Source organism: Micromonospora sp. NPDC000442, from assembly GCF_042898635.1.
In the GTDB taxonomy this organism is placed as follows: Bacteria; Actinomycetota; Actinomycetes; order Mycobacteriales; family Micromonosporaceae; genus Micromonospora.
Window position 1 is genome coordinate 55,606 of the sequence record NZ_JBIAYZ010000007.1, and the last position, 12,568, is coordinate 68,173.

Sequence of the window (12,568 nt, forward strand, 5' to 3'; positions counted from 1 at the left end):
CCCGCCACTGCCGGGTCTAGGATGAGAGATCGGCTCACTCACCGGGCGGTGGGCCCGGTCGCGGTGGGAGACTTGCCACATGCCCCTCACCGAGCCGCACGACGACAACCTCCCGCAGGAGGAGCAGGTCGTCGCGGTTCCCGCGGCCGGTGACGGTGCCACCGACGACCCGGTGGTGGACCCCGGGCCGATGGAGCCCGGGCAGCCGGAGCCGGAGCCGAGCCTGCCCGAGCCGGTGCGACAGCGGATCGTCTCGCTCACCGCAGCGGTGCTGCCCGGCCTGCCCGGTGACGAGGTGCCCGTGCCGCTGCGCCGGGTCGCCAAGTTCGCCCCGAACCGACGGGCCCGGCTCGGCGCGCCGGCGATCGCCGCCCAGCTCGCCGCCGATCCGCTGTTCCGGCAGCGGGTCACCGCCCGGGTCCTGGCCGACGCCGGTGACCTGGGCACCGCCGTGGTGGAGGGCACCGCCCCCGCCGCCGCCGACCCGGTCGAGGTGGCCGCCCTGGCCTATCTGGCCCGCCCACGCGGCTGGCGGGAGTTGATCGACGCCAGCGGGGCGGCGGTCCGCGCCGAGGCGGACACGGCGGTGGTGGCCGAACTGGTCCGGCAGGCCGAGCAGCGGGCCACCCGGGCCGAGCATGACCGGGCGGTGGCCCGGGTGGAGGCCGACAAGCTCCGCGACGAGCTGGCCCGGGTACGCGAGGAGTTGGGCCAGCTGCGTGAGGAGGCCCGGCAGTTGGCCCGTACGCTCCGGGAGAGCCAGGTCCGCGAGCGTCGGGCGAACGAGCTGCTGGCCACCGAGCGGGGCCGGGCCACGCGGGCCGCCGCCGACGCGGACGCCGAACTGCGTCGTGCCCGGGCCCGGCTGGCGGAGGCGGAGGCGGCGGCCGGGGCGGCCCGCAGCAGCGCCAAGGAGGCCCGCTCGGTCGACGACGCACGACTGTGGCTGCTGCTGGAGACGATCGGTCAGGCCGCTCTCGGGTTGCGCCGGGAGCTGGCCCTGGATCCGGTCGACAAGCTGCCCGCCGACTTCGTGGCCGACTCCTTCGCCGATTCTCCGGCCGCCACCGCGGCCGCGGCCCGTGCCCAGGACACCGACGACCCGGCCCGGCTGGATCAACTGCTGGCCCTGCCCCGGGCGCACCTGGTGGTCGACGGCTACAACGTGACCAAACGCGGCTTCGGTGAGATGTCCCTGGAGCAGCAGCGCAAGCGCCTGGTCACCGGCCTCGGCGGGATCGCCGCGCAGACCGGTGACGAGGTCACCGTGGTCTTCGACGGCGCCGAGCGGGTGCACGGTCTGCCACCTGCCCCGCGAGGCGTGCGGGTGCTGTTCTCCCGCAAGGGTGAGACCGCCGACGAGTTGATCCGCCGGCTGGTCCGTGCCGAACCGCCGGGCCGCCCCGTGGTGGTGGTGTCCTCCGATCGTGAGGTCGCCGACGGGGTACGTCGGCACGGTGCGTACCCGCTGGGGGCGGACTCGCTGGTGCGCCGGCTGTCGCGGTCCTGAGTCCGGCTGCGGTTCCGGGCCGGCTGCGGTTCCGGGGCTGGCGGCAGCGGTCCGCTGCGCCGGCGGCGGGTCCTGAGCCGGTCGGGTGGGGGTCGACGGGCGTGGGGCGGGCACACCCCGGGACATAGGATGGGCGCCCATGGCGACAGGGAGCAGCGGTATGAGGCGCACGGCGGGCGAGGGTTCGGTTCGCGTTCGCTGCGGCGGTTCGCCGATGCCGGGCGGAGCGGCGCGGTGAGCCCGCGGGGCTGGGCACTGCTGACCCTGGCCGGACTGGGCGTCGCCCTGGTCGTGGCGGCACTGGTGCTGATCCCGTGGCAGCGCCCACCAGCTCCCCGGGCAGACCAACTCGCCGCCCTGCGTGACCTGCCGACCGAGCAGGTGGAGCAGGCCCGGCAGTTCCGGTCCGCGTTGCGTCCCGGCGGATGGGCGGCGCTCGGCGTCGGGCTGCTGGTGGCACTGGTGCTCGGGTTGACCCCGCTGGGCAGTCGCCTGGTCGAGTTGGCCGGGCGCCCCTTCGGCGGGCACTGGATCGCGCAGGCGATCCTCGGCGGTCTGGCCGTGGTGCTGGTCGCCGACCTGGTGACGCTGCCGTTCTCGGCCTGGCGGCACAGCGTGCTCACCCGTTACGGGCTGGCCACCAACGGCTGGGGCGGCTGGGCGGTGGACCTGCTCAAGTCGTACGCGGTGAGCGCCGTCATCGGCGCGGTGGCGCTGCTCGGCTTCTACACCGTCATCCGACTCGCCCCTCGCTGGTGGTGGGCGTTCGGCGCGGCCGGAGCCGCGACCCTGGTGGTGCTGCTCTCCTTCGTGCTGCCGGTGCTGGTCGAGCCGGTCTTCAACCGGTTCAGCCCGATGGAGCCGTCGCCGCTGCGCAGCCAGCTCATGGAGCTGGCCGAACGTGACGGAGTGCCGGTGCGCGACGTGCTGGTCGCCGACGCGTCCCGGCGTACCCGGGCGGTCAACGCGTACGTCTCCGGATTGGGGCCGACCCGCCGGGTGGTGGTCTACGACAACCTGCTGCGTGAGGCGACGCCGGCCGAGGTGACCGCGGTGGTGGCGCACGAACTCGGCCACGCCCGGGACCGCGACGTACCGGTCGGCACCCTCACCGGCGCGCTCGGTGCCGCCGCCGCCGTGGTGGCGCTCTACCTGATCGGCTCCTGGCCACCGCTGCTGCGCCTGGCCGGCGTCGACTCGGTGGCTCAACCCCGCGCGTTTCCGCTGCTGCTCGCCCTGGTGACGGTGGCCGGGCTGGTCTTCGCCCCGGTGCAGGCGCTGATGTCGCGGCGGATCGAGGCCCGCGCCGACGCGCACGCGCTGGCGTTGACCGAGGATCCGGCCGCATTCGAGTCGATGCAGCGGCGCCTGTCCGCGGTCAACCTCTCCGACCCCGACCCGCCCCGCTGGGAGTACCTCTACTCGGCGTCCCACCCGTCCACCGTGGAGCGGATCGCCGCCGCCCGCGCCTACGCCCGAAAGGTCGGCCGGTGAGCGAGCGTCAGCGAGCGAATCATCAACGCAGCGTCCTGTTTCCTCCTGGCGGCCCGCAGCGTAGCGGAGGGCCGGCATGAGCCGCACGTTGCTGGTGACGAACGATTTTCCGCCCCGGCCGGGCGGCATCCAGTCGTTCGTGCACAACCTCGCGGTGCGTCAGCCGGCCGGTTCGGTGGTGGTGTACGCGTCGCGCTGGGCCGGGTCGGACAAGTTCGACGCCGACCAGCCGTTCGAGGTGGTGCGGGAGCGCACCAAGGTGCTGCTGCCCACCCCGCTGGTGGCTCGTCGGGCCGCCCGGCTGGCCCGGTCGTACGGGTGCGACACGGTCTGGTTCGGCGCGGCGGCTCCGCTCGGCCTGCTCGCCGCCGGGCTGCGTCGGCGGGCCGGGATCCGGCGGGTGGTCGCCCTGACCCACGGCCACGAGGTCGGCTGGGCGGCGCTGCCGATGGCCCGGACGGCGCTGCGGCGCATCGGTCGGGACACCGACGTGGTCACCTACCTGGGGGAGTACACCCGCACCCGGCTGGCTCGGGCGCTGGACGGCCTGACCGAGCTGCGGCGGCTCGCGCCCGGCGTGGACACCGACGTCTACCATTCGTCCGTCGACGGCGGCGCGGTGCGGCACCGGCTCGGCCTGGCCGATCGGCCGGTGGTGGTCTGCGTGTCCCGGCTGGTGCCCCGCAAGGGCCAGGACATGCTGATCCGGGCGATGCCGCTGATCCGTCGTCGGGTGCCCGACGCCGCGCTGCTGGTGGTCGGCGGCGGACCGTACCGGACCACGCTGGCCCGGCTGGCCCGCCAGGCCGGAGTGGAGCGGGACGTGGTCTTCACCGGATCGGTGCCGTCGGCCGAACTACCCGCCCACTACGCGGCCGGCGACGTGTACGCCATGCCGTGCCGCACCCGTAACCGGGGATTGGACGTCGAAGGTCTCGGCATCGTCTACCTGGAGGCGTCGGCGACCGGCCTGCCGGTGGTGGCCGGCAACTCCGGCGGTGCCCCGGACGCGGTGCGCCAGGGCGAGACGGGCTACGTGGTGGACGGTCGGGATCTCGTCGAACTCGCCGACCGGGTGGCCACCCTGCTGGCCGACCGGGACCTGGCCCGGCAGTTCGGCGCCGCCGGCCGGGCCTGGGTGGAGCGGGAGTGGCGCTGGGAGACGCAGGCGCAACGCCTGGCAACGCTGCTCGCCGGCTGAGACACCGACGGGCGTCGCACACGCTGGTCCGGGGGCGACGGTGGCTGGTTCAGCGTCGTGGTTGCGGACGTGGCTGGTTCAGCGGATGCGGGCGAGGATGTGGTCGGGGGGAGCGGGGCGGCCGAAGTGCCAGCCCTGACCGGCGTCGCAGCCGATCGCCCGCAGCCGTTCGGCCTGGCCGCCGGTTTCCACCCCCTCGGCGGTCACCGTCAGATCCAGTGCGTGCGCCAGCGAGACCAGCGAGGCGAGGATCCGCTCGTCGGCCCGGGCCTCCGGGGCGCGTAGGCCGCGGACGAACTCACCGGCCACCTTCAACTCGGTCACCGGCAGATCCCGCAGGTAGGCCAGGTTGCTGTAGCCGGTACCGAAGTCGTCGATGGCGATCCGGATGCCCAGGTCGGCGAGGGCACGAAGGGCGCGTACCGGCTCCTCGGAGGTGGTCATCATCATGCTTTCGGTGATCTCCAGCTGGAGCCGGTTCGGCGGCAGGCCGGTACGCCGCAGCAGGGCCCGCACCTCCTGCACCAGACCGGGGCGGCGGACCTGACGGACCGCCAGGTTGACGCTGACGTACGGCGGTTGGCCCGAGGTGGACGTCCAGCCGACCGCCTCGCGGCACGCCTCGGCGAGCACCCAGCCGCCGAGCTGCACGATCAAACCGGTCTCCTCGGCCAGGCCGATGAAGCTGTCCGGACGCAACACACCCAGCCGTGGGTGACGCCACCGGACCAGCGCCTCCACGCCCAGCAGAGAGCCGTCGTGCAACGAGGTCAACGGCTGGTAGTCGAGGAAGAACTCACCCCGTTCCAACCCCGTCGGGATGGCCGCGCTCAGCTCCTGACGGGCCTGTTCCCGCCCGTCGCGTTCCGCGTCGTACAGCGCCCACCCCGCGCCCCCGGCCGACTTGGCCCAGTGCAGGGTGCTGCCGGCGGCCCGCATCAGGTCGTCCGGTGAGGTACCCGCGACCCGCCGCTCCACGATGCCCACGCTCGCCGTGACCGTCACGTCATGCCCGTCGACCACCACCGGCTCGGAGAGCGCGGCCAGTGCCGCCTCGGCGACGGCGACCACGTCCCCGGTGCCGGTGGACCGTTCGACGAGAACGACGAAGGCGTCCCCGCCGAGCCGCGCGACCAGGTGCGGCTCGACCGCCCGCCGCAGTCGCCGCGCCGCCGCCACCAGGGCCCGGTCGCCGATCTGGTGCCCGAACGAGTCGTTGACCCGCTTGAACCGGTCCAGGTCGAGAAAACACAGCCCGACCCGACGGCCACTGCCGGACGGCCCGTCGACGGCCGCGGCGAGGCGTTCGGCGAAGAGCGTGCGGTTCGGCAGGTCGGTCAACGGGTCGTGGGTGGCCTGATGCCGGAAGCGGGCCTCGCTGGCCCGCAGGGCCTGCTCCGCCTCGGCGCGGGCGGTCATCGCGGCACGTCGGATGGACTCCTGCTCGTCGAGGGTCCGGTCACGCAACGCCCGGGCGTAGCCGGTGGCGACCGCGCCCAGCAGGCGGGCCATCCGGTCCTCGATGTCGTCGGAGACCAGGTCGAGGTCGCGGACCAGGCGGAGCTGGATCACCTCGACGGTCCGGCCGAGCGCCTCGGCGGAGGCGATGTGCGCGGCGACCAACTCGTCGGCGACCCTGTGCCCTACCCGCAGGTCGAGCGGCTCCGCCCGCAGCGCCTCGGCGAGCAGGTCGGTGAGCCGCTGAAGCAGGGTCTCCAACTGGGCGTGGGTCATCGGTAGATAGCTGGTGCCCGCCACCGCCTTCGCCCAGGCGCGGGCGAACACGCCGGCGCAGGGCTGGCCGTCCGGAGGCTCACCCACGAAGGCGCCCGACCCCGCCGAGGAACACCGCCCGTTCGGCGTCCTCGGCGCTCTCCGGGGTTTCCGGACGCCACTGCGGCACCCACACCACGCCGGGCTCGACCAGCTCGAAGCCGTCGAAGAACCCGGTCAGCTCGGCCCGGCTGCGTACCCACAGCGGGTTGTCGGTACGCCGGTAGACCTCCTCGGCCTCGGCCCGCTCGGCTTCGTCCCGGCCGTCGTCGCTGGCCTGCGACAGGACCAGGTAGCTGCCGGGGGCCAGCGCCGCCCGCAGGGTCCGCAGCACCTCGGCCGGCCGGTCGTCGTCGGCGACGAAGTGCAGCACCGCCACCACCAGCACGGCCATCGGCTGGGAGAAGTCGAGCATCGCGCGGACGTCGGGGTGGGCCAGGATCCGGTCGGGCTGGCGTAGATCCTCCTGGATGACCGCCGTGCGGTCGTTGCCGGCCAGGATCTCCCGACTGTGCGCCACGGCGACCGGGTCGACGTCGACGTAGACCACCCGCGAGTCGGGGGCGTGCCGCTGCGCGATCTCGTGCACGTTGCCCACCGTGGGGATCCCGGAGCCGATGTCCAGGAACTGCCGGATGCCGGCGTCGGTGAGGAACTGCACGGCCCGGCGCAGGAAAGCGCGGTTGGCCTGGGCCATCAGCGGTGCCTGCGGCACCGCCGCCACCATCGCGCGGGCGGTCGCCCGGTCCACGGCGAAGTTGTGTGAGCCGCCGAGGTAGTAGTCGTACATGCGGGCGACGCTGGGACGTTCGACATCGATTGTCTCGGGTGCCCAGTCCGGCCGCTGCAATGCCCTCACCCCTTCGCACGTCCTCGGGGCGACGGCGCCCCGGCGGGTATTCTGCCCCGCTTTCGCAAGGGAGGCCATAGCCGTTCCGTGCCGGAGGACGATCGATGCGAAGATCCGTGCCCCGCCGTGGCCGGCGGGACACGGATCCCCTTCGGTGCCGCGTCGGTCAGAACTTCGGCGCGTCCGGTGCCTCGAGCAGACCGAGCCGCAGCGCGGTCATCAGCGCCTGCGCCCGGTTGGCCGCGCCGAGCTTCTCGTAGAGCTTCGAGATGTGGGTCTTGGCGGTCGATTCGCTGACGAACAGTTGCTTGGCGATTCCGGCGACGCTCATCCCGTCGGCAAGCAGCCGCAGCACCTGTCCCTCGCGGGGGGACAGCTGCGGGCCGGACGGGGCGAGTCGACGCTTCATCGCCTCAGCCAGGTCGGCGGCGGTGAAGGCGCTGGGGGAGGAGGCGGCGTGCCGGGCGGCGGCGACCACCTCGTCGGCCGGCGCGGTCTTCGGCACGAACGCGCTGGCGCCGGCCTCCAGGGCCCCGAAGAGCTGGTCGTCGCCGGCGTACATGGTGAGCACCACGATGCCCATCGACGAGCTGGACTTGCGCAGTGCCCGGGTGGCCTCCAGGCCGCTGCCGTCGGGCAGTCGCAGATCCATGATCACCACGTCCGGCTGCAGGGCACCGGCCTGCCGGACGCCCTCCGCCGCCGTGGCCGCCTCGCCGACGACCTCGAACTGCCGGTCGCGCTCGAAGGCGTGCCGCAGGCCCTTGCGGATCAAGTCGTGATCGTCGACAAGGAGGACCTTGGTACGGGTTGCCGGTGTCGGGCTTGTGGTCATCCTCGGCTTACTCCCCTTCTGCGCCGGCGGCGCTACCGCGAACGTTATCGCGCCGGGGCGGTGAACCGACCACCACCGCGACGGTCGTCCCGCTCGGCTGCCGCGGCCTGATCTCCAACCGGCCCCGGATACGTTCCGCTCTCTCGGCCATGATCGCAAGACCATAGTGCCCGTCCGAGCGCTGGTCACCTATGCCGTGACCGTCATCCGACACTTCAATCTGCGCGTAGGGCGGGTCCACCTCGCAGGTGACCCAGAGATTGGCCGCGCCGGCGTGCTTGCGGGCGTTGGTGACCGCCTCCTGGGCGATGCGCAGCAACTCGGCCTCGGTCGCGGCGGGCAGCCTGGCGGTGGACTCGTCCAGGGACAGGTGCACCCGCAGCCCACCAGAGGCACCGACGGTGCGCGCGTACTCGGCGATCGCGGCGGCCAGGCCACCGTGCCGGTCCACCTCGCTGCGCAGCTCGAACAGGCTCAGCCGCAGCTCGGTGATCACCCGAGTCACCTCCTGGCGCAGCAGGCGCAGCGACTCGGCGGTCTCCTCCGCGTCGTCGTGCACGGTGGCCAGGGCGTTGTCGATGCCGTAGCCCACCATCACCAGTTCCTGGGCCACCCCGTCGTGGATCTCCCGGGCCAGCCGCTGCCGTTCCTCGTTGGTGGCCAGCGAGCGCACCTCGTCGAAGAGCAGGGCGGCCTCCAGGCGCAGCGCCGCCGGGCCGGTCAGCCCGGTCACCTGGGCCACCACCGGTGGCGGGTACGCGTGCGCCGTGTCGGTCTCCAGCACCACCAGGCCCACCGTGCGCAACCCGGCCACCAGCGGCACGATCAGCGCCGAGACCTCACCACCGCGGTGTGAACGGGACTGCGAGCGGGCCGAGGTCTGCGACTGCTGACTCGCCCAGGCGTCGGCGATGGCCGAGTCCGCGTCGATGGTGGTCTCCCAGTCGACCCGGTCCGCACCGAGTTGGGCGAGCACCACCAGCCGGCCACCACCGCTGGCGGAGAGCACCGCGCCCCGGTCGGTACGGGCCACCGTGCGCAGCTCCTCCAACAGGTGCTCGGAGATGCCGCCCGGATCCAGGGTGGCGCCGGGCAGTTGGCGGGCCACCGTACGCAGCTGGGTCAGCAGCCGGGTCGCCTCCGCGTACGGCTGGGGTTTGTTGTCGTGGCGGGCCTGCATCACCCGGTGCAGGGTGCCGGCGGCGTAGAGACCGAGGGCGGCCAGGATCAGCCACTGCGCGCAGACGGCGAGGTAGCCGGGCTGGCTGAGCTGGCGAACCCCGCCGACCTCGGTGACCGTGCCGGCGACCAGCAGACAGCCGGCGGTCACGGCGATCAGCGCCGCGCCCTCACGGAACCGGCGACGCAGCGCCGTGACGGTCACCGGCACCGCGAGGTAGGGCAGCACCGCGGAGGCACCCAGCCCGCCGATGTGACCGCCGACGGTGGCCACCGCGGCGACCTGGCTGGCCGCCAGACCGAGCACCACCACCTCCGCCACCCGGCTGAGCGGGCCGACGAGCCGGTGCTGGGGGGCCAGCATCGCTGGTAGGCCGGCCAGCGCCAGCAGGACGATCCACCACAGTTGGCTCACGTCGCGGGTGGCGAACAGCGTCAGGACGGCGACCAGTGTGAGCACGACGACGCGCGCCGCCGCGGCGAGCGGGTGCGAGCGGGCCAGGGCGGATGTGGAGGCGGGCACGTGACGGATGGTAGTCAGCCGCGGTAGATGTCGGCGATCTCCGCCGCGTACGTCTTGTGCACGACCTGACGCTTGACCTTCAGCGACGGGGTCAACTCCCCGGTCGCCTCGGCGAAGTCGCGCGGCAGCACCCGGAAGACCTTGATCGCCTCGGCCTTGGAGACGGACTGGTTGGCCCGGTCCACGGCCGCCTGGATCTCCGCGCGCAGCCCGTCGTGCTGGCGCAGTTCCTCGATCCCGGTGTCGGCCGGCAGCCCGGCCGACTCCAGCCAGCCCGGCAGGGCCTCCTCGTCCAGGGTGACCAGCGCGGCGATGAACGGCTGCCGGTCGCCCACCACGACGCACTGGCTGACCAGACGGTGCGAGCGGACCTGGTCCTCCAGCACGGCGGGGGCGACGTTCTTGCCGCCGGCCGTCACGATGATCTCCTTCTTCCGGCCGGTGATGGTCAGGTAGCCGTCACCGTCGAGCGAACCCAGGTCGCCCGTGCGGAACCAACCGTCGGCGCTGATCGCCTCGGCGGTGGCCGCGTCGTTGTGCCAGTACCCCTGGAAGATGAGATCACCGGCGATGAGGACCTCGCCGTCGTGGTCGATGCGGATGGTCACGCCGGGCAGCGGCCGGCCGACCGTGCCGATCCGGGTGAATCCGGGCAGGTTGGCCGAGGCGGCGGGAGAGGTCTCGGTCAGGCCGTAGCCTTCGCAGACCGTCACGCCGATGCCCCGGAAGAAGTGGCCGAGCCGGGCACCGAGTGGTGCGCCTCCGGAGATCGCATCGCGGCAGCGCCCGCCGAGCGCGGCCCGCAGCTTGCCGTAGACCAGCCGGTCGAAGAGCGCGTGCTGGGCCCGCAGCGCCAGGCCGGGACCGCCGGGCGTTTCCAGCGCCTCGCTGTACGCGATGGCGACCGCCTCGGCCCGGGCGAAGATCTTGCCCTTGCCGCCGGCCTCGGCCTTCTGCTTGGCGCCGTTGTAGACCTTTTCGAACACGCGCGGCACCGACAGGACGAAGGTCGGCTTGAACTCCTGGAGTTGGGCGACCAGATCCTTGGTGTCCGAGCAGTGCGCCATGGTGGCCCGGGCCTGCACCACGCCGATCTGGATGAGTCGGGCGAAGGCGTGCGCGAGCGGCAGGAACAGCAGGGTCGACGCGTTCGGTCCGAACAGGTTCGGCAGCACCGGGACGGCGTTGGCGATGTCGGCGTACATGTTGCGGTGGGTCAGTACGCAGCCCTTGGGCCGGCCGGTGGTGCCGCTGGTGTAGATGATGGTCGCCACGTCCGTGGAACGCAGGCCCGCGCGGCGGCGATCGATCTCGGTCGGTTCCACCTCCGCGCCGGCGGTCATCAGGTCGTCCACGCCACCCAGGTCGATCTGCCAGACGTGGGACAGGGCGGGCAACTGGTCGCGGACGCCGGCCACCAGGGTCGCGTGCGCGGTGGTCTCCACCACGACGGCCACCGCACCGGAGTCGCCCAGGATCCAGGCCGCCTGCTCGGCACTTGAGGTTTCGTAGATCGGCACGGTGACCGCGCCGGCCGCCCAGACGGCGTAGTCGACGAGGGTCCACTCGTAACGGGTGCGGCTCATCAGCGCCACCCGGTCGCCCGGCTGCACCCCGGCGGCGACCAGCCCGCGGGCGACCGCGGCCACCTCGTCGCGGAACTGCCGGCAGGTCACGTCGACCCAGCCACCCGCCGCGTCGCGGCGGGCGAACTGCACCGCGTCGGGCGCGGTCTCGGCGTTGTCCCAGACCGGATCGGTGAGGTTGGCCGAATCGCCGACGGTGACGATCGGCGGGACGGTGAACTCGCGCACCTGCACTCCCTCGTGCTCACGGGACCGGGTCGGGGCCGCCACCTGCGCCGGTGGCTTTGTCGAAACCTACCCGCCCGGCCGGCCGGGAGCACACCGCAGGTGGGCGGCGCGGCACGCGGGGGGTCACCGGACGGTAGCCTCCCAGCATGGCGGACTCCTCCACCCAGTCGATCATCATCGGCGCGTCACCGGACCGGGTGGCCGCGGTCATCTGTGACTTCCCGAGCTACCCGGAGTGGACCGACGCGGTTCGCGATGCGGAGGTGATCGAGGAGTACGAGGACGGTTACGCCAGTCAGGTCCGTTTCGTCCTCGACGCCACGGTGATGGCCGACGAGTACGTGCTGGCGTACGCCTACGCCGAGGACCTGTCCCGCATCGAGTGGCACCTGGTGGCCCCGTCGAAGATGCAGAAGGCGCAGCGGGGCGCGTACGACCTGGTGGCCAACGCCGACGGGAGTACCACCGTGACCTACACCCTGGAGGTGGAGCTCGCGGTCGGGATGCTCGGCATGTTCCGTCGCAAGGCCGAAAAAATGATCATGGATGCCGCGTTGAAGCAGCTCAAGCGCCGGGTAGAAGCATCCGGTGCGGCGCAGTGACGCGTCCGGCGACCCGATCGCCGCGGTAGAGGAGCCCAGCATGGGTGCGACAGATCCGGGCACGGCCCGGGAAGAAGCGGAGCGGCTGGTCGCCACTCTGCTGGCCACCGTACGGTTGGCCGCCGCCAACCCGGCGGCGGTGCCGCTGGGCCCGCTCGGCGGGATCGTGACCGGTGTCCTCGGTCACAACGAGGCCCCGGGGGCCGCGTCCGGTGGCACCGGGGGTGGTTTCGCCACCGGTGCGGCCGAGTGCTGCGTATGCCCGGTATGCCGGGGCATCGCCGCGTTGCGTGACCCCAGCCCCGAGTTCGCCGAACGACTGGCCACCGGTGCCGGGGATCTGGCCGCTGGCCTGGCCAGTTTCCTGCGTGCCTTCGCCCCGGCCGAGCCGCCGGGCGAGCCGGCCGCCGGACCGGCGTCGGGGCCCGCCGCCGATGCCACCGCCACCGCCTCCGCCGATCCGTACGACGACCACGTGTGGCGCGAGGCGACCCGGACCGGGCATGATTCTCAGCCGGCACCGGAGCGGGACGTCTGGTCCGCCGCGACCAGGGCGGAGGACGTCACCGTCCCGGCCGCCGTGCCCGTCGACGCCGCCGGGCCGGTCGCACCGGCCGGACGCCGGACGTCGACCGAGCGTCGCGTGGTGCCCGCCTCCCGGGTACCCGACGGCGAACCCGCGCCGGGTGACGAGCCCGCACCGGACGGCCGAACCGTGCCCGGCGGGCGGCAGGGCGCACCAGGCGACGGGGCCTGATCACGGACGACCCGCACCACCGGCGAGGGC

10 protein-coding genes are annotated in these 12,568 nt (G+C 73.3%); 5 read left to right on the forward strand and 5 right to left on the reverse strand.

Features of this window, described 5'->3' with window-relative positions; genetic code table 11:
* Positions 1–79 precede the first annotated feature (79 nt).
* From ACFY2A_RS13265 to ACFY2A_RS13275, 3 genes are all read left to right on the forward strand, one after another.
* Positions 80–1,510: an NYN domain-containing protein gene (locus ACFY2A_RS13265; RefSeq protein WP_387171387.1), complete on the forward strand. Its 1,431-nt coding sequence runs from the start codon at positions 80–82 to the stop codon at positions 1,508–1,510.
* 234 nt (positions 1,511–1,744) lie between these two features.
* On the forward strand, positions 1,745–3,004 hold the full coding sequence (locus tag ACFY2A_RS13270; protein ID WP_387171389.1) for a M48 family metallopeptidase: 1,260 nt from the start codon (positions 1,745–1,747) through the stop codon (positions 3,002–3,004).
* A 76-nt stretch (positions 3,005–3,080) separates the two neighbouring features.
* Positions 3,081–4,205: a glycosyltransferase family 4 protein gene (locus tag ACFY2A_RS13275; protein ID WP_387171391.1), complete on the forward strand. Its 1,125-nt coding sequence runs from the start codon at positions 3,081–3,083 to the stop codon at positions 4,203–4,205.
* A 78-nt stretch (positions 4,206–4,283) separates the two neighbouring features.
* Here the strand turns inward: ACFY2A_RS13275 and ACFY2A_RS13280 are convergent, their stop codons facing one another.
* The 5 genes from ACFY2A_RS13280 to ACFY2A_RS13300 all read right to left on the reverse strand — a co-directional run bounded on the left by ACFY2A_RS13280 (position 4,284) and on the right by ACFY2A_RS13300 (position 11,179).
* Positions 4,284–5,939, reverse strand: coding sequence for a putative bifunctional diguanylate cyclase/phosphodiesterase (locus tag ACFY2A_RS13280; RefSeq protein ID WP_387171740.1), 1,656 nt, complete (start codon positions 5,937–5,939; stop codon positions 4,284–4,286).
* A gap of 79 nt (positions 5,940–6,018) precedes the next feature.
* Positions 6,019–6,828: an SAM-dependent methyltransferase gene (locus ACFY2A_RS13285; RefSeq protein ID WP_363924561.1), complete on the reverse strand. Its 810-nt coding sequence runs from the start codon at positions 6,826–6,828 to the stop codon at positions 6,019–6,021.
* Positions 6,829–6,994: 166 nt separating this feature from the next.
* Positions 6,995–7,663, reverse strand: a complete 669-nt coding sequence (locus ACFY2A_RS13290) for a response regulator transcription factor (protein WP_200209675.1) — start codon at positions 7,661–7,663, stop codon at positions 6,995–6,997.
* A 7-nt stretch (positions 7,664–7,670) separates the two neighbouring features.
* Positions 7,671–9,365, reverse strand: coding sequence for a histidine kinase (locus ACFY2A_RS13295; protein WP_387171393.1), 1,695 nt, complete (start codon positions 9,363–9,365; stop codon positions 7,671–7,673).
* A 14-nt stretch (positions 9,366–9,379) separates the two neighbouring features.
* On the reverse strand, positions 9,380–11,179 hold the full coding sequence (locus tag ACFY2A_RS13300; protein WP_387171395.1) for an AMP-dependent synthetase/ligase: 1,800 nt from the start codon (positions 11,177–11,179) through the stop codon (positions 9,380–9,382).
* 146 nt (positions 11,180–11,325) lie between these two features.
* Here ACFY2A_RS13300 and ACFY2A_RS13305 point away from each other — a divergent pair, with 146 nt between their 5' ends.
* Together ACFY2A_RS13305 and ACFY2A_RS13310 are read left to right on the forward strand one after the other, a co-directional pair.
* Positions 11,326–11,781 (forward strand): SRPBCC family protein, encoded by a 456-nt coding sequence (locus ACFY2A_RS13305; RefSeq protein ID WP_387171397.1) that lies wholly within the window; start codon positions 11,326–11,328, stop codon positions 11,779–11,781.
* 40 nt (positions 11,782–11,821) lie between these two features.
* Positions 11,822–12,538 (forward strand): hypothetical protein, encoded by a 717-nt coding sequence (locus ACFY2A_RS13310; RefSeq protein WP_387171399.1) that lies wholly within the window; start codon positions 11,822–11,824, stop codon positions 12,536–12,538.
* The last annotated feature ends 30 nt before the right edge of the window (positions 12,539–12,568 follow it).